Consider the following 16,544-nt stretch of genomic DNA (forward strand, 5'->3'; position numbering starts at 1 on the left):
CCAGGCGAAGCCCAGCAATCTGGCTGAAAGTCACATGGATCGGATAGGTGCCTAAGGCATGTAATGGGTTCCGGCAAAACGGAACCACCGCGTGCGAGGTGCTGTATGTCCGAGAAAACCGTTGCCTTCCCCCAGGACCGGACCTGTCCCTACCACCCGCCGACCGCCTACGAACCACTGCGGACCGGCCGACCGCTCTCCCGGGTCACCCTCTTCGACGGCCGCTCCGTGTGGGTGGTCTCGGGGCACGCCGAAGCGCGGGCCCTGCTCTCCGACGGCCGGCTCTCCTCCAACCGGCTGAACCCCGATTTCCCCACCCCCACCCGGCGGTTCAAGGGCCTGCAGCAGCGGCCCACCGCCCTGCTCGGCCTCGACGACCCCGAACACAACGCCCAGCGCAGGATGTTGATCCCGAGCTTCTCGCTGAAGCGGACCGCCGCCCTGCGGCCCCGGATCCAGGAGACCGTGGACCGGCTGATCGACGAGATGGTCGCGGCCGGCCCGCGCGCGGAACTGGTCGGCGCCTTCGCCCTGCCGGTGCCCTCGATGGTGATCTGCGCGCTGCTCGGAGTCCCGTACGAGGACCACGAGTTCTTCGAGAGCCAGTCGCGCAGGCTGCTGCGCGGACCGGAAGTCGCCGACGTGGAGGACGCCCGCGATCAGCTCAACGGCTATCTGCGCGAGCTCATCGGGCACAAGCGCCAGCACCGGGGCGACGGGCTGCTGGACGAGCTGATCACCCAGCGACTGGAGACCGGGGAGACCGATGTCGAGGAGTTGGTCTCACTGGCCGCGATCCTGCTGATCGCGGGGCACGAGACCACGGCCAACATGATCTCGCTCGGTACGTTCACCCTGCTCAATCACCCCGAGCAGCTGGCCGAGCTGCGCGCCGACCCGGCCCTGATGTCGGCGGCGGTGGAGGAGCTGATGCGGTTCCTGTCGATCGCGGACGGCATGCTGCGCGTGGCGAGGGAGGACATCGAGATCGGCGGGGTGACGGTGCGCGCCGACGACGGGGTGATCTTCTCCACCTCCGTCATCAACCGCGACGAGGCCGTCTTCGCGCAGCCCGACGACCTGGACTGGCACCGGCCCACACGGCACCACCTGGCCTTCGGCTTCGGCATCCACCAGTGCCTGGGCCAGAACCTGGCCCGCGCCGAGATGGAGATCGCGCTGGGCACCCTCTTCGAGCGGCTGCCGGGGCTGCGGCTGGCCGTCGAGCCCGGCCTGATCCCGTTCAAGCCCGGGGACACCATCCAGGGCATGATCGAACTCCCTGTGGCCTGGTGAGGAGCCCGATGTCCACTGCGCACATCTCCATCGACACGGGCGTCTGCATCGGGGCCGGCCAGTGCGCCCTGACGGCGCCCGGGGTGTTCACCCAGGACGACGACGGCTTCGGCGCACTGCTGCCGGGGCGCGAGGACGGCGCCGGCAGCCCCCTCCTCCGGGAGGCCGCCCGGGCGTGCCCGGTGTCGGCGATCACGGTCGAGGAGGACCGCTAGCGCTGTGTCCGGTCCGGGTCCTGCCGCGCCCGGCAGGACCCGGGCCGGACACCTGCCGGTCAGTGCCCCGAGCCGCCGAGCCGCTGGAGCCGGGCCTCGTCCAGGTCCAGCGCGTTCTGGGCCTGGTTGATGGCCTGGGAGCTGTAGACGCCGGTCGAGCGGGCGGCCAGTACGGCGTCCCGGGCCGCCGCGATGACACCGAGCCGCAGGTCCACGTACTGCTCGCGCTCGTCCTGCCGTACGGGGGCGGTCCCGGCGGCGTCCAGCCGGGCGTCCTCGCGGACCTTGGTGACCACGGCCTGCGCGTACGGGCTGCCGTCGTTCCGCACGAGGTCCGGCTCCTCCAGCACGCCCCGGCCCGCGGTCGCGATCTCGGCGAGCAGCCGCTGGTACTCGTCCCGCAGCCGGGCAGGATCGTCGCCGGGGATCTTCACCGCCCGGATGACGGAGGGCAGGGTCAGGCCCTGGAGGAGCAGGGTGGTGGTGGCGACGACGAAGGCGATCAGCAGCAGCTGGGGGCGGTACGGGGTGTCCGCGGGCAGGGTCTGGGCGGCGGCGACGGTGATCGCACCGCGCATCCCGGCCCAGGCGAGGGCGACTCCGCTGCGCCAGCCGAGGCTTTCGTTGACCTTGAAGTCCACGTCGGCGGAGGCGCGGGTGACCCGTTCCCTCATCTGCTGCTTGCGCCGCGGCGACAGGGCCCTGCGGGGCCGCCCGGGGATCCCCTGCCACTCGGCCTCCGGAGCGCCGAGCTTGTCCATCAGCCAGTCGAGCCGCGGCTTCTTCTCAGCGGCCCGCTGCGCGTCCTTGCGGACGGAGGCGATGAGCGGGGCGACGAACACCATGCGCGCGATGATCACCAGCGCGGCGGCCGCAAGGCCGATGAGCAGGGCGCGCGGGGCGCTGAGGCCCTCGGTCTGGACCTCGTCGAGGAGGCTCTTGAGGCCGAGGCCCATCAGGAGGAAGATCGCGCTTTCGAGCAGGAAGGCGAGGGTGCGCCAGTTCATGGCCTCGGTCAGCCGGTCCTGCGCGCTGAGGAACCGCGGGCTCTGGTGGCCGGTGACCAGGCCGGCGACGACGACCGCGAGCACCCCGGAGGCCCGGAACTCCTCGGCCGGCAGGAAGGCGACGAAGGGCACGACGAAGGAGATCGCCGTGTTCAGCAGGCTGTCCTTGAGCAGGGCCCGGACCCGGACGTTGACGAGGCCGACGACCAGCCCGACGGCGGTGGCGACGGCCACGGAGAAGAGGAAGTTCCCGGCGACCCCGGCCAGGGAGACGGTTCCGGCCATCGCGGCGATCGCGGAACGCAGCAGCACCAGCGCGGAGGCGTCGTTGACGAGCCCTTCGCCCTCCAGCATCGTCAGCAGCCGTGACGGCAGCCCGAGCTGCTTGCCCATGGAGGTGGCGGCGACGGCGTCGGTGGGGCTGACGACGGCGCCGAGGGCGAAGGCGGCGGGCCAGCCCAGTCCCGGCATCAGCCAGTGGAAGAGCCAGCCCGCGCCGAGGGTGGTGACGGCGACGAGCAGGACCGCGAGGCCGCTGATGGCCTTGACGTTGCGGCGGAAGTCGGCCGCTGGCATGTTGACCGCCGCCGAGTAGAGCAGCGGTGGCAGCACGCCGGCGAGGACCCATTCGGGGTCGATGGCGAGCGCCGGTACGCCCGGGACGAAGCTGAGGGCGAGGCCGACGACCACCAGGCTCAGCGGCGCGGCGAGGCCGAGCCGCTTCGAGAAGGCGGCGACGGCGACGATGCTGGTGACGCCGGCGATCGAGACGAGGGTCATTTCCATGCGCGGTACGGGGCCTTAAGCGGGGCTCGGGGAGGATTTGTCCACCACCGTACGCTCATGGGTTTTACCGCGTCAAAAATTGAGCAGCTCAACTTTTGGCGCGGCCCCGCACGATCACCCGCCTCCGCGACCTGCACCCCTGGCACGGCCTGCGCGCCTGACGTGACCTACGCGGCTGGCGTGGCCTCCGGCAGCAGTCCGGCCGCTTCCCGTTCCAACGCCAGGGCGCCGTCCACCAGCTCCGCGCAGGCGTCGAAGAGCTCCCGCCGCGCGGCGGCGTCCGACTCCGGGTCGGCCGTACGGGCCAGCTCCGCGAGCTGCGACCACTGCCCGCCGGAGCTCCGGAAGAGGCCGGCCGCCTCCGGGTGTCCGGCGAGGTCGAGGAAGTCCGCGTACAGCGGCCGGGTGGCGCCCTGGGCGGTCCACTCCTCCTCCAGGCAGGCGTGCAGCCGTCCGGTGCCCAGCGCGAAGGCCTCGGGGTTGGCGAACCGGCGCTCCCAGCCCGACTTCGTGGTGGTGTCGCGCAGCTGCGCGGCGAACTTCTCCATGCCGGAGAAGCCGAAGTTGACGTCGAAGTGGTTGCCGAGCACCGGGCCGGTGAGGCGGCCGACGGTGTGGGCGATCGCGGCGTCCAGGTCCGGTTCCCCGGCGGGCTTGCCGGTGGTCACCACCATCTGGTGGCGGCCCTTCTTGTGTCCGGACCAAGCGGCACCGAACTCCTCGCGGTCGATCGCGTAGGGGGTCGCCGCCCCGTCCTCGACGTAGTAGGTGTCGCCCTCGTAGCCGACGACGACCACCACGTACGGATCCGCGGCGGCCAGCTCGGCCACGGCGGCGGGGCCGTGCCAGGGCAGGGCGGACCTGTTGACGGTGCAGAACACCGGAGCGCCGGCGTCGAGCGCGGCCTCGACCCGGTTCCAGCGGGGCTTGGCGCTGCGCGTGGCCTCGTAGGGGATGTTCAGGCGGCCGAGGGCCACCTGGACCCAGGGGTCGGGGTGGGCCTGGGCGACGATCGTCGGCATCGGCGGGCGGCCGGCGTACTCGAACACGAAGTACATGAAGCCGATCCCGCCCGCCAGGCCCGCGACCAGCGCCTCGTCGTGCACGCTGCCGAGCGCGTGCCGGATCAGCGAGGCCTCGCGGTGTCGTCCGGTGCCGAAGTCTTCATATACGAGCGCAGTCATGCGGCCAGGGTATCCGCGTCGCGGGGCTCGGACCGCGACCCGACTTCCTGTACAGTTGTCCAGGAAGTCGGACGGACCGGTCTTCGCTCACCCCGCCCCCAGGGAGGTGGCCGTGCACACGGTCGCAACGATCCTCATCGGCCTCGTCGCCGCACTGCACGCGTACATCCTGGTGCTGGAGATGTTCCTGTGGCAGCGGCCGCCCGGCCGGGCCCTGCACGGCTTCGATGCCGACACCGCCCGCCTGACCGCACCGCTCGCCGCCAACCAGGGCCTCTACAACGGGTTCCTCGCCGCAGGCCTGGTCTGGTCGCTCGTCATCGACTCACTGGCCACGCAGATCTTCTTCCTCGTCTGCGTGATCGTCGCCGGGGTGTACGGGGCCGCGACCGCCAACCGCCGGATCCTGATCGCCCAGGCCCTGCCCGGCGCCCTCGCCCTGGGCGCGGCGCTGCTCGCCGCGTGAGCTCCGGCCGGCCGGGCACCGACCCCCGTACGGCCCGCACCATGGCGCGGCTGCGGGAGAGCCTCCTCGCGGAATGCGGGGACCGACCGCTCTCCGAGGTCAGCGTCTCGGCGGTGGTCCGCCGGGCCGGCGTCGGCCGCGCCACGTTCTACCTGCACTACGAGGACCTCACCGCGCTCGCGGTGGACGCGTGCGCCGACGTCGTGCACGCGGCGGTCGACGCCCTGCACGCCTGGCAGACCGGGCCCTCGGCCCCCGCTCCGGCCCGCCCGCCCGCCGCGCTGGCCGAGTTCCTCGCCGGCGCCGCCGACCGGGCCCCGCTCCACCGCACCCTGCTCCTGCCGGGCGGCGGCGGCCCGCTCGGCGAACGCCTGTACCGGGAGCTGCGCGCCCGCAGCCGGGCCGAGCGGGCGGCGGTGGGGGCACCCCGGCCCGATCTGGTCGCCTCGGCGGTGGCGGCCGCCTTCACCGGCGTCCTCGCGGACTGGCTGCACGGCCAGTTCCCGGCGGACCTGGCGGACCCCTCCGAGCTGGCGGACCGGATCTGGGCGCTGCTGCTGGCCCTGCACCGGGCCGGTTAGACGCATGCCGTCCTGGGACGGCATGCGCTTCAGCCCGAGGCCAGGCCGCTCTCCTCCATCACCCGGGCCACGGTGTCCTCCAGGGAGTCCGCGGCCTCGACGATGCTCTCCCAGTCCCCGGGGAGCAGGTCGAGCGGCCGGTACCACTCGCGCAGCTCGGCCTCTCCGAGCTCGGCGGCACAGGGCTTGCCCGCGTGGCGCCGCACGGTTTCCTCGAAGGGCACGTCGAGGTAGTAGAAGTGGGTCCGCCCCCGGTGGGCCCGGCGCAGGGCGTCGAGCATGGGGCCGTAGCGGTCCGCGTAGAGGATGCCCTCGACGATGACGTGGAATCCGTGGTCCAGCGCGTACCGCGCCACGCTGCCGATCAGCCCGATGTTCGCCGCGCCGGGGGTGTCGCGTTCGCGCAGGACGACCCGTCGCAGGGTGTCCTGGCCCACGAGCGCGATGCCGCTGCCGTGGCGGTCGCGGATCTGCTCCGCGACCGAGGACTTGCCGGCGGCGGAGTTGCCGCGCAGCACGATCAGCCGGGTGTCCGGCGTGCCCGTCATCATCCGGTCCACGCTACCGGTCCGCGCCGCACGCGCGTGAGCCCCGCCCGAGGAGCGGACGGGGCTCAGCTCACCTGCCGGGCTCGTGAAGCGGCCTTAGAGGCCCACCACCTGCTCCGCCTGGGGACCCTTGGGTCCCTGCGTGACGTCGTACTCGACCTTCTGCCCCTCCGCCAGCTCCTTGAAGCCGGTGGTCTGGATGGCGGAGAAGTGCACGAACACGTCGGGACCGCCGTCGTCCTGCTGGATGAAGCCGAACCCCTTCTCCGAGTTGAACCACTTCACGATGCCTGTTGCCATCTGTACTGATCCTTCACAACGTTCCACCGGCCGCACACGCGGCCGGTCCCGATCCTGCCCATTGATCGGCCCGAGCACACGCCAAGCGCGGCCAACCGGGGTGCTTCCCGCTATTCGAACTTTTCTCCGTCCCGTCCGTGAAACGAGGGAGCAGGCCTTCACACGGGCCTTGGAGGGCCCTTCGAAAGGGGACCGACATGGGCGAGCTCGCGACCTTCCGGGTGCCGCGGCGGATAGCCGGGACGGCGGCGGACGCCGTGCTGGGCGGGGCTATGGTCCGCGCCTGGCAGCGCGACGGGATCTTCCAGGTGGCCGCCGACTGCGCGCAGGAGGCCCGTACGCGGGCCGCGCTGGCGGCCAGCGGGCGGTTCTTCGCCCGGCCTCCGGCCGAGAAGGCGGCGTACGTCAACGACACCTCGTACAGCGGGTACATCGCCTCGGGCGAGGAGGTGACGGCGGGGCGGCCGGACGCCTCGGAGATCTTCACCATCACCCCGGACATCGATCCGGGCGATCCCGGCGCGGCCGCCGGGCTGCCCTGTCACGGCCCGGTCCCCTGGCCCGGTCAGGAGTACCGGGCGGCCATGGAGGCGTACCTGGCGGGTGTCGGCGGGCTCGGCGAACGATTACTGCGGCTGGTGGCCCTGGGGCTGGGCCTGGGACCGGCCGGCATCGACCGGCTCGCGGGGCTGACCCGCGGCGGCTGGCACCACATGCGGGTGCTGCGCTTCCCGGCCGCCGCACGGACCGCCGAGCGCGGGATCGGCGCCCACACCGACTACGGGCTCCTCGTGATCGCCGCACAGGACGAGGTGGGCGGGCTCTGGGTGCGGCCCCCGGTTCCGGGCGAGCCCCGCCCGCGCAACTGGCTGCCGGGCGAGAGCTCGGCGGGGTTCGCCGAGAACCGGCCGGGCTGGACCTTCGTGCGGCCGGTGCCCGGAGTACTGACGGTCTTCCCCGGGGACATCCTCCAGTTCATGACCGGCGGCGCCCTGCTGTCCACCCCCCACAAGGTGCGGCTGGCCGACCGGGAGCGCCACGCCCTCGCCTATTTCCACGAGCCGCGCTTCGGCGCCCGGATCCGCCCGCTCGACCAGGGCCGGGCCGCGGAGGGCACGGTGATCCACTACGGGGAGCACTTCACCCGGATGTTCATGCGCTGCTATCCGCAGCGGGCAACGACGCGGCGGATCGAGGCCGAAGGGCTGCTGCGCTCGCTCGCCGCGGCCCACTGACCCGGCAGCCCAGGCAGTCGGCGTGACCGCCGTGCGCGGCGGTGTCGCGGACCCGCCAGTCCCACTGGTCCTCGGGACGGGGGCCGCTCGGCTTGCCCCAGCCGGCGAGGTGGAGCAGCCAGGTGACGATCCCCGCCACGACCACGACCAGGAGGCCGATCCAGATGCCGGGGGTCCAGGACGCGCACAGGGCCGCGCCCGCCGCCGCCGAGCCCACGAGGGCGATTGCCGTACCGGTCCAGCCGGCCACGGTGTGGCCGAGGTCTACGTGGCCGTGGGCGCTCATCGTTCTCCCCTGGTTCGGTGGGTTCAGTAGGCTCGAAACGGCGTTCTCTCACGGAGAAAGCCATTTATCTCACGAGCTAAGTAACTTAGATGCTAAGGAGTAACCGCGTGCAGGGCAAGCCCCGCCCCGCGGCCACGGTCCAGGAGGCGCTGTCGCGCATGGACCGGTACGTCGCCCTCGGCATCCTCGGCCAGCAGGAAGTCGCGCAGCTGCTGGGGCTGAACGTCACGGACCTGACCTGCCTGGGCCACATCCTGGGCGCCGGGGACAGCCCCCTCGGCGCGGGCGACCTCGCCGAGCTCACGAACCTCACCACCGGCGCCGTGACGGGGGTCCTCAACCGCCTGGAGCGGGCCGGATACGCGAACCGGCAGCCCGACCCCACCGACCGGCGCCGGGTGCGGGTGGTCGCCGACCCGGCGGCCGCCGCCAGGGTCTTCGCCGTCTACGAGCCCTTCTACGCACGGCTCGGCGCGGTGTTCGCCGAGTACTCCCCGGACGAGATCGCCGTCATCGCGGACTGGTTCGGGAGGGCGACGGCCGAGGTCACCGCCCATCTCGACCGGGTGCGGGCCGCGGAGCTCGGGCCCGTGGCCCCGTAGGCCCGATGGTAAAATTTGCCTTTTGGCGACGTTCGCGTCGCGCTCCCGATCATCTTGTGCGTCTCACGGAAGGTTCTGCATGAAGAACCCGTCACCTCATGGGCGCTTCGGCATCAAGCCCGGAGCGAAGGCAGGCCCGAAGGGCGGTGCGAAGGGCGGCGGGAAGACCCCGCGGACCCTCGGCCCCCAGGGCGAGTACTCAATGCCCCGGACGACCACGCCGGCGCTGCCGCCGGTGGAGTCCTTCTCGGAGCTCGGCCTGCCCCCTGAGCTGGTGACGACGATGGCCGACCAGGGGGTGGCGGAGCCGTTCCCCATCCAGGCGGCGACCCTCCCCAACTCCCTCGCGGGCCGGGACATCCTCGGCCGCGGCCGGACCGGCTCGGGCAAGACGCTCGCCTTCGGTCTGGCCCTGCTGGCCCGTACGGCGGGACAGCAGGCGGATCCGAAGCGGCCGCTCGCCCTGGTCCTCGTACCGACGCGCGAACTGGCGCAGCAGGTCACCGAGGCGCTGTCCCCGTACGCGCAGGCCCTGAAGCTGCGCATCGCCACGGTCGTCGGCGGCCTGTCGATCGGCAAGCAGACGGGCGCGCTGCGCACCGGCGCCGAGATCGTGGTGGCCACCCCCGGGCGGCTCAGCGACTTGATCGGGCGGCGCGACGTCCACCTGGAGCGCGTGAAGATCGTCGTCCTCGACGAGGCCGACCAGATGTGCGACATGGGCTTCATGCCGCAGGTCACCGAGATCCTCGACCAGGTGCACTTCGCGGGCCAGCGCATGCTGTTCTCCGCCACCCTGGACCGCAACGTGGACCAGCTGGTCCAGCGGTACCTGAAGGACCCGGTCGGCCACTCCGTGGACCCGCAGTCGGCCTCGGTGTCCACGATGGACCACCACGTGCTGCACATCCACGCCGCCGACAAGGTCTCGGCCGCGACGGAGATCGCGGCGCGCGAGGGCCGGGTGCTGATGTTCCTGGACACCAAGCACGGGGTCGACCAGTTCGTGAAGCACCTGCGCGCCATGGGCGTACGGGCCGAGGGGCTGCACAGCGGGAAGTCGCAGCCGCAGCGCACCCGGACCCTGGGCCAGTTCAAGGACGGCCTGCTGAACGTCCTGGTCGCGACCAACGTCGCCGCGCGCGGCATCCACATCGAGGACCTCGACCTCGTGGTCAACGTGGACCCGCCGGCCGACAGCAAGGACTACCTGCACCGCGGCGGCCGCACGGCCCGCGCCGGGGAGTCCGGCAAGGTCGTCACCCTGGTCACCCCGAACCAGCGGCGCGACATCGTCCGGCTGATGGCCGACGCCAAGATCCGCCCGACCATCACCCAGGTCCGCTCCGGCGAGGCGGCGCTGAGCCGGATCACCGGCGCGAAGGCCCCGTCCGGCGTGCCGCTGGCCGGCGCCGCGGCCACCGACGCCAAGGGCCGGCCCTCGGGCACGGAACTCGGCTTCCGCGGGATCGGGACCCGGCCCGGGCGGCCCGGCAAGGGCAAGGAGTCCCGTAAGACCATCGAGGCCCGGCAGGCCGCGGAGGCCCGCGCGGCGGCCCGGGTACGACGGGGCACGAAGTAGCGGGAGACCGCGGTGCGGTGACGAGGTGAGCGCGGGTGCCGGCTCCCCCTGCGGGGGCCGGCACCCGCGCAAACGCTTTCCCTGCGGCAGGCCCCTACGGCAGGCCCGAGCCGCTCACGCGGCCCGTCGCAGCAGCCGCTGGGCCGCCGCGTTGCGGACCCGGCGGGTACGGGCCTCGGCGGCGAGCAGCCGCAGGGCCTCGTCCGCGTGCAGCGACTGGGCCGCCGTGCGCTGGCACCAGTCGGAGGCGGCGAGGAGCTCCGCCCGGGACCAGGGCTCGCCCCGGGTGATGTCCTTGAGCAGGGTCCACTCCCGCAGCCGGCGGGCCGCGAAGGTACGGCCGGCGAGGGCCTCGCCCACGGCCCGCGCCCAGTCGGGGAAGGCCTCGTCGGCCAGGAGCCGGGCCGCCCGCCGGTCCAGGTGCGTGACCACGGCGCTCTCGGCCATCACCGGGTCCGGATCGCGCAGGACGGCGGCCACGGCCTCGGCTTCCGCGGGCTCACCGGAGGCGGCGGCCAGGGACTCCAGGTGCCGGGCGTAGCGCCAGTGCTCGGCCGGCTGCCCGGACGGCTCGGCGAGCCGCTGCGCGGGCACCCCGGACGCCTCGGGCACCCCGGGCGGCTGCTCGGGCGGCGCGAGGGCCGCGGTCGTCCCTTCGGCCCGGTTCGCCGGGCCACCCCCCTGGCGCGTCTGGTACTCGCTTCTCCCCATGCCGCCATTCCACACGACCCCGGTGAACGACCGGTGGTCAGGGTGGCATCGGGGCCGTTCCCTCAGGCCGGAGCCACCGCGCGGTCCTGCGGGGCCGGAGCGAGCATCAGGGCCTCCGCGCCGACCGGGCGGTATCCGGCGGCCTGGAACGCGCGGATGCTGCGCGTGTTGCCGGTGGACTGCTGGGACCAGAGCGGCGACCCGTCCGGGACCAGGTGGCGGGCGGCGCGGGCCAGTTCGCGGCCCAGTCCCCGGTGCCGGGCGGCCTCGTCCACCTCGACGGCCGTCTCCCAGCGGCCCGCCACTCCGCGGCCGAGTATCACCACTCCCCCGCCGGTGGGCGTCGCCCAGACCCGTACGCCGTCGCGGCGGGCCCGGGCCCGGCGGACCCGGGGGTGATCCGGGTCTTCGATCTCCCGGAGTTCCAGGGCGGGTTGGCCGGGGAGCGCCTCGGCGACCGTGAGCAGGTCGGTGGTGTCATGGGTCCGGCCGGTGCGGTCCAGGAGCGCGACGAGGAAACGCGGGTTCATGGTGGCCGCGAGGGCGTCGCAGTCGATGGCGGCCAGGGTGGAGCGCACCCAGTCGGGGTCCTCGTCGGTGAAGACCACGGAGTGCGCGGTGAAGGCGAGCACTCCGGCGTCGCGGGGGTTCGGCTGGGGCACGACGGTGGTGGTTCCGTCGGGCGCGGGGAAGCGGCCGGCGGCGGCCTCGTCCAGGATCTCGGCGAGTGCGAGTGACATGTCGGCGGATCAGCGCTCCAGGTCGGCGGTTTCCCACCATGATCACAGGCGAGTAACCGGCGCTCATGGGAGGGTGCCGCGCGGTCGGTTCCCGCCCACGGCACTAGCTCGTCTCGTGGGACTCGTAGCCGCCCGCGCCCTGGGTGTTCGCATGGCCCTGTTCCGGCAGCGGGGCGCCGGTTTCCAGGAGGGTCTTGAGGCTGGACGCGAGCATCGGCCAGGCGCGGCCGCACATGCCGATGAGGGTGCCGCCCGGTTCGAAGTCCTCATGGAGGATGGTCAGCCGCGCGAGGGTGTCCCCGACCGGCTCGATCTCGTACGTCACCTTCGTGCGCCGCTCGCGCGCCAGTTCGGCCCGGAGTTCCTCGCCGATGCCGGCGGAGGCCGCCCACTGCGGAGTGAAGGTGTGCCAGGTGTACGCGAGCCGCCGGTTCGGTACGCACTCCAGGACCACCTGCTCCGGATCGCTTGTCCGCGCCCCGCGCTCCACCCAGTCCATGGTCGACCCCACCCGCCAGTCGGTCTCGAAGTCGAGCCCCCAGTAGCGGCGGGTGAAAGCGGGCTCGGTCAGGGCCTGCCACACCCGGGCGGGGTCGGCCTGGACGTACACGGTGTAGGTGATCGCAGTCTCGCTCATCCCCCCATGCTGAGGGACCACGGGCCGCGGACCGGGGATTGAGCGGTGCCGCGCTCGGGGAGATGCGCCGCCCGCGCCGGGCGGCGAACCGCCGGGGCGTGTCGTCACATGACGCCGACCACCAGGGCGAGGAAGCCGGGCAGTGCGAGGGCGCCCAGGAGGGCGAGGCGGGCATCGCGCGGCATGCGCCGGATTCCGGGGGCGAAGTACAGCAGCGCGAGCACGCCTGCCGCGCCGCTCGTCACGGTCAGCGGCCGCTGCCACGCCCCGGTCACGTCCTTGCCGGACTCTGCGCCGAGCAGGCAGACCACGGCCAGGAGCAGGACGACGAGCGCCACCGACAGCGCGGTGAGCGACCACAGCACCACCGCGGCCACCTTGAGCGCCAGGCCGAGGGGTTCGGGGCTCTTGGGGGACGCTGTGCGCATGACGGGCTCCTGGTGCTGATCTGCGGTGAGACGACCAGTCTGGGAGCCGGGCGGGCGGGAGCGGATGAGTGCGCGTACTCAGACCGCGTCGGCCGCATGCTCAGCCGTGAGCCGGGCGATGCCGAGTGGAGTACGTGCCGCGTGGGCCACTGGCCTCACCAGCGGCAGCCCTCCTGCGGGAGTTCCGTCGGCGGGGTGCGGGGCGGGGAGGGGAGGGAGAGGTGGGTGCGGGCGGCGTGGACGGCGGCGAGCTCCTCCTGGCCCGCCGGGCCCCAGTCGCTGAGTTCGCGGACCTGTTCGGGGGTGGCCAGGAGGCGCGCGTACGCCGGGTCGGGGCCCGGCGGCACGGCCGTGAGCCGGGCGGCCGTACGGGGGTGCGCGCACTGGTCGGCGTACCGGTGGCCCAGCGGGAACGCGCCCGCGGTCGTGCCCGCCTTCGGGGACGGGAGGTGCGCCGTGCCGGTGGCGCGGGCGATGAGCAGCAGGACCCGGCCGTCGGGGGCGAAGAGCCAGCCGGCCGGGTCGCGCAGCGGCAGGTGCGCGGGGACGGAGGCCGGTCCGGGGTGCCAGGTGCCGTGCTGCCGCGGGCGGCGGGTGCGCAGGACGCCGAGCCGGTCCAGGGCGGTGGGTGCGGTGGGGCGCCCGTCCTCCAGCAGGGCGGTGCCGCCGCCGTTGATCCGCGCCCGCAGGGCGGACAGGGCGCGGCGGGCGTCGCCCGCGTCCATCAGGCCGGGCAGATCGGCCGGCTCGGCGAAGTGGATGCCGGTGATCTCCTGCGCGGGGAGCCGGACGGACTCGATCAGCTCCCGGCTCCAGGTGCCTCCGTCGAAGACGTGCAGGATCTCCCCCGGGAAGCGCATCGCGGGCGGGAACCCGGGCGCGTCGGCGGGGATCCAGTCGACGGCGAGGCCGCGCGGGTAGCGGCCTTCGACTCCGAGCTCCTCGCGCACCTCGCGGGCGGCCGCCGCGGACGGCGCCTCGGCCGCGTCCACCGCGCCGCCGGGAAGCAGCCGGTCGGAGCGGTAGTCGACGCTCTGGAGGAGTACGCGCCCCTCCGGGTCGGTGACGAGGACCACGGCGCCGGCCCAGACCGTGGCCCTCGAGGCCCCGTACTCCTCCGGCGTCATCCAGGTGCTCGGGGCCGGGATGTCGACCGCGTCGTTCTTCGTGGCCTCGTGGTTCTTCGTGGCCTCGTCGGTCAGCTGCGGCATCGGACTCCCATTCAACGTAGGGGCGTTCACCGTGGGTGGACCCGCCGCCTGTGCAACAGTGCGGACGGGCCCCGGGTTACGCAGGCCACCCCCTCCCCTTTACCAGCCCTATACCTCCTTATTACCTGGTTACATGGATCTTGCTAGGTTTCGGGAGCGGACTGGCGGCCTGAAAAATCGCCGGTCCGACCACGTCACCGGAGCGAGGAGAGACCCCGACATGCGACGCGCACCCCGTACGGGCACCCGGGCGGCCACCCGTAAGCGGTGGACCGTGCCGGGCGTCGCGGGCGTGGCCGGCGGCGCTGCGGTCCTCGGCTTCGGCGGGCTGTACGCCGCCGGTCTGCTGCTGGCGGGCGAGGAGGTCGCCGCCGGTACGAAGGTGCGCGGAGTCGACATAGGCGGGATGAGCCGCACCGAGGCCCGGCAGACCCTGGACCGGGAGCTCGACCCGTCCGCCGCGGCCCCGCTGGGGCTGCGGATCGGGGAGCGCTCCGAGCAGGCGCACCCGGGCACGCTCGGCCTGTCCCTGGACACCGGCGCCACCGCCGACCGGGCGGCGCGCTCCGGTTCCGGCCCCGTCAGCGTGATCGGGCGGCTGTTCTCCTCCGGCGATCCCGACGTCGAGCCGGTGGTCCGGCTCGACGAGAAGACGGCCCGCGCCGCGCTGGACGGGATCGGGGCGAAGGCCGGGCAGCAGGCCCGGGAGGGCGCGGTCTCCTTCGAGAAGGGCAGGGCCAAGGCGGTGGCCCCCATCACCGGCACCGCTCTCGACGTCGACGGCTCCCTCGAAGTGCTGCGCTCCGCCTATCCCCGGACCCGGACCTCCGCCGGGGCCGAGGAGCCCGTCGATCTGCCCGTCCGGCGCACGGAGCCCCGGATCGGGCAGCAGGAGACGGAGCGGGCGCTGAAGGAGTTCGCCGAGCCCGCGGTGTCCGCGCCGGTCACCCTCACCGTGGACGGCAAGCGCATACCCGTCGGCCCGGCCGTCCTCGCCGAGCACCTCTCCCTCGAGGACGACGGCCAGGGCCGCCTCGCCCCCGCCCTCGACGCCAAGGCGCTGCTCGCCGACCCCGAGCTCGCCGGGCCGCTCCGCCGGGCGACGCCGGGCCCCGTCGAGGCCAAACTGCGCACGGACTCCGCCGGGCGGGTGGCCGTCGCCGAGGAGGGCACCCCCGGGCGCCGGATCAGCGAACAGGGCCTCGGCGCCGCCGTACTGCCACTGCTGACCCGGACGGGCGCCGCGGAGCGTACGGGCGAGGTCCCCACGGAGGCCGTGCGGCCGAAGCTGTCCAAGGACACGGTCGAACAGCTGGGCATCAAGGAGCAGATGTCCACCTTCACGGTCGAGTTCGAGAAGGCCCCGTACCGGACGACGAACATCGGCCGGGCCGCCGAGCTGATCGACGGCTCGCTCGTGATGCCCGACGAGACGTGGAGCTTCAACCGCCGGGTCGGCGAGCGGACCGCGGAGAACGGCTTCGTCGACGGCCTCATCATCAACAACGGCCAGTACGAGAAGGCCTCGGGCGGCGGGGTCTCGGCGGTCGCCACCACCGTCTTCAACGCGATGTTCTTCTCGGGCGTCAAGCCCGTCGAGTACGGGGCCCACTCCTTCTACATCGAGCGCTACCCGGAGGGCCGCGAGGCCACCGTCGCCTGGGGCAGCCTGGACCTGCGCTTCGCCAACGACTCGGGCAAGGCCCTCTACATCCAGGCGGAGGCGACCGACACCTCGATCACCATCAGCTTCCTGGGGACCAAGCAGTACGACGAGATACGCGCGACCAAGGGTCCCCGTACGAACGTCAAGCCGCCCGCCACGCGCACGGACACCGGCCCGAAGTGCGAGCCGCAGTCCCCGCTGGAGGGCTTCGACGTCGCCGTGGACCGGGTGTTCGTCAAGGGCGGGCAAGAGGTCAAGCGGCAGACGATGAAAACCACTTACACCCCGCGCGACAGCGTGACCTGCGGCTGAGGGGCGCTGCGCGGGGCGCACCGCTCCGGCCTGCCCCGGTCCGGTCTGGTCCGGTCCCGTCCCGTCCGCTCCGGTGTTCCTCACGCCACCCGTGCGGGTGAGCGCGTGCGGGAGGCCGGGGGTTCGTGCGGCAGGGTGGGCGCATGGAGTCGTGCCGGGGACCGTGGGTGCCCCTGATCGTTGTCGCGCTGGCCCTGACGGCCGGGTGTGTGACCGTACGGCCGGACGCGCCGGGTACGGGGCCCGGGACGCGATGGGTGCCGACGGGTGTGCGGACGGCCCTGCCGGCGCAACCGACCGTGGAGGCAAGGCCGTTGGGCCGACTGCCCGGGACCGAGCCGGCTCCCGCTTCCCCTGCCGCGCCGGAGTCGTCCGTTGCTCCGGAGGCCGGGGTGCCGGTGTCCGTGCCGGGCGCCTCCGAGCGGGGCGGGCAGCGGGGCGGGGCGGAGTCCGGGGCGGCGCGGCGGCGCCAGACCGGTCCGGACCGGCCGGAGCGGCCCCGGCGGGCCAAGCCCGGCCGGCCCGCCGCCGCGCCCGGTGCGGCTCCGGCCGCGAAGCCCCGTAAGCCCAGGCCCGCACCGAACCGCAGCTACGACATGGCACCGCTGTGCGCGGCGGCCCGGGGGACGGTGGACCCGGCCATCGTGGCGCTGTGCCACTGACCGGCCGGACCGGCTCCGACCGCGTGGCGCTGCCGGGCTCGGGCCGCGGGATTCGCTTGGATGGGCCCGGCGGGCCCCGGCCGGGGTCC

At 73.5% G+C, this 16,544-nt stretch carries 19 protein-coding genes; 9 read left to right on the forward strand and 10 right to left on the reverse strand.

All coding sequences use genetic code 11. From position 1 onward, the window contains the following. Nucleotides 1-105 precede the first annotated feature (105 nt). A complete protein-coding gene (locus tag OHU74_RS03045) occupies nucleotides 106-1,296 on the forward strand; it encodes a cytochrome P450 (RefSeq protein ID WP_371614437.1) in 1,191 nt (396 codons plus the stop codon). Nucleotides 1,297-1,304: 8 nt separating this feature from the next. After that, the gene (locus OHU74_RS03050) at nucleotides 1,305-1,511 is read left to right on the forward strand and encodes a ferredoxin (RefSeq protein WP_371614438.1); all 207 of its coding nucleotides are present in this window, start codon (nucleotides 1,305-1,307) and stop codon (nucleotides 1,509-1,511) included. 59 nt (nucleotides 1,512-1,570) lie between these two features. Here the strand turns inward: OHU74_RS03050 and OHU74_RS03055 are convergent, their stop codons facing one another. Next, nucleotides 1,571-3,304 (reverse strand): cation:proton antiporter, encoded by a 1,734-nt coding sequence (locus tag OHU74_RS03055; protein ID WP_371614439.1) that lies wholly within the window; start codon nucleotides 3,302-3,304, stop codon nucleotides 1,571-1,573. A gap of 167 nt (nucleotides 3,305-3,471) precedes the next feature. Beyond that, nucleotides 3,472-4,488 (reverse strand): BtrH N-terminal domain-containing protein, encoded by a 1,017-nt coding sequence (locus OHU74_RS03060; protein ID WP_371614440.1) that lies wholly within the window; start codon nucleotides 4,486-4,488, stop codon nucleotides 3,472-3,474. A 112-nt stretch (nucleotides 4,489-4,600) separates the two neighbouring features. Between OHU74_RS03060 and OHU74_RS03065 the strand changes: the two genes are divergently transcribed. After that, a complete protein-coding gene (locus OHU74_RS03065; protein ID WP_371614441.1) occupies nucleotides 4,601-4,954 on the forward strand; it encodes a DUF1304 domain-containing protein in 354 nt (117 codons plus the stop codon). A gap of 41 nt (nucleotides 4,955-4,995) precedes the next feature. Next, a complete protein-coding gene (locus tag OHU74_RS03070; protein ID WP_371619546.1) occupies nucleotides 4,996-5,535 on the forward strand; it encodes a TetR family transcriptional regulator in 540 nt (179 codons plus the stop codon). Nucleotides 5,536-5,564: 29 nt separating this feature from the next. On the opposite strand, the gene OHU74_RS03075 is transcribed toward OHU74_RS03070, so the two are convergent. Beyond that, complete coding sequence (locus OHU74_RS03075; RefSeq protein WP_371619547.1) at nucleotides 5,565-6,083, reverse strand: AAA family ATPase; 519 nt, start codon at nucleotides 6,081-6,083, stop codon at nucleotides 5,565-5,567. 96 nt (nucleotides 6,084-6,179) lie between these two features. Continuing rightward, nucleotides 6,180-6,383, reverse strand: a complete 204-nt coding sequence (locus OHU74_RS03080; RefSeq protein ID WP_330294876.1) for a cold-shock protein — start codon at nucleotides 6,381-6,383, stop codon at nucleotides 6,180-6,182. A 197-nt stretch (nucleotides 6,384-6,580) separates the two neighbouring features. Here OHU74_RS03080 and OHU74_RS03085 point away from each other — a divergent pair, with 197 nt between their 5' ends. Then, nucleotides 6,581-7,618, forward strand: coding sequence for a 2-oxoglutarate and iron-dependent oxygenase domain-containing protein (locus tag OHU74_RS03085; RefSeq protein WP_371614442.1), 1,038 nt, complete (start codon nucleotides 6,581-6,583; stop codon nucleotides 7,616-7,618). On the opposite strand, the gene OHU74_RS03090 is transcribed toward OHU74_RS03085, so the two are convergent. After that, nucleotides 7,536-7,904, reverse strand: coding sequence for an HGxxPAAW family protein (locus tag OHU74_RS03090; RefSeq protein ID WP_371614443.1), 369 nt, complete (start codon nucleotides 7,902-7,904; stop codon nucleotides 7,536-7,538). The genes OHU74_RS03085 and OHU74_RS03090 overlap by 83 nt on opposite strands. A gap of 107 nt (nucleotides 7,905-8,011) precedes the next feature. Between OHU74_RS03090 and OHU74_RS03095 the strand changes: the two genes are divergently transcribed. Together OHU74_RS03095 and OHU74_RS03100 are read left to right on the forward strand one after the other, a co-directional pair. Then, nucleotides 8,012-8,506, forward strand: a complete 495-nt coding sequence (locus OHU74_RS03095) for a MarR family winged helix-turn-helix transcriptional regulator (RefSeq protein WP_371614444.1) — start codon at nucleotides 8,012-8,014, stop codon at nucleotides 8,504-8,506. Between the two features lie 79 nt (nucleotides 8,507-8,585). Next, nucleotides 8,586-10,088: a DEAD/DEAH box helicase gene (locus OHU74_RS03100; RefSeq protein WP_371614445.1), complete on the forward strand. Its 1,503-nt coding sequence runs from the start codon at nucleotides 8,586-8,588 to the stop codon at nucleotides 10,086-10,088. Between the two features lie 114 nt (nucleotides 10,089-10,202). Here OHU74_RS03100 and OHU74_RS03105 read toward each other — a convergent pair whose 3' ends face one another. From OHU74_RS03105 to OHU74_RS03125, 5 genes are all read right to left on the reverse strand, one after another. Next, complete coding sequence (locus tag OHU74_RS03105; protein WP_371614446.1) at nucleotides 10,203-10,799, reverse strand: hypothetical protein; 597 nt, start codon at nucleotides 10,797-10,799, stop codon at nucleotides 10,203-10,205. A 62-nt stretch (nucleotides 10,800-10,861) separates the two neighbouring features. Continuing rightward, nucleotides 10,862-11,539, reverse strand: coding sequence for a GNAT family N-acetyltransferase (locus OHU74_RS03110; RefSeq protein WP_371614447.1), 678 nt, complete (start codon nucleotides 11,537-11,539; stop codon nucleotides 10,862-10,864). Nucleotides 11,540-11,642: 103 nt separating this feature from the next. Continuing rightward, complete coding sequence (locus tag OHU74_RS03115) at nucleotides 11,643-12,176, reverse strand: SRPBCC family protein (protein ID WP_371614448.1); 534 nt, start codon at nucleotides 12,174-12,176, stop codon at nucleotides 11,643-11,645. Nucleotides 12,177-12,280: 104 nt separating this feature from the next. Then, nucleotides 12,281-12,604, reverse strand: a complete 324-nt coding sequence (locus OHU74_RS03120) for a hypothetical protein (protein ID WP_371614449.1) — start codon at nucleotides 12,602-12,604, stop codon at nucleotides 12,281-12,283. Between the two features lie 155 nt (nucleotides 12,605-12,759). Further along, nucleotides 12,760-13,815, reverse strand: a complete 1,056-nt coding sequence (locus OHU74_RS03125) for an NUDIX domain-containing protein (protein ID WP_371614450.1) — start codon at nucleotides 13,813-13,815, stop codon at nucleotides 12,760-12,762. Between the two features lie 220 nt (nucleotides 13,816-14,035). On the opposite strand from OHU74_RS03125, the gene OHU74_RS03130 reads away from it, so the two are divergent. Together OHU74_RS03130 and OHU74_RS03135 are read left to right on the forward strand one after the other, a co-directional pair. Further along, a complete protein-coding gene (locus OHU74_RS03130) occupies nucleotides 14,036-15,793 on the forward strand; it encodes a VanW family protein (protein ID WP_371614451.1) in 1,758 nt (585 codons plus the stop codon). A 392-nt stretch (nucleotides 15,794-16,185) separates the two neighbouring features. Beyond that, nucleotides 16,186-16,455, forward strand: a complete 270-nt coding sequence (locus OHU74_RS03135) for a hypothetical protein (RefSeq protein ID WP_371614452.1) — start codon at nucleotides 16,186-16,188, stop codon at nucleotides 16,453-16,455. Nucleotides 16,456-16,544 lie beyond the last annotated feature (89 nt).

The sequence above is a fragment of the Streptomyces sp. NBC_00454 genome (assembly GCF_041434015.1).
GTDB lineage: Bacteria > Actinomycetota > Actinomycetes > Streptomycetales > Streptomycetaceae > Streptomyces.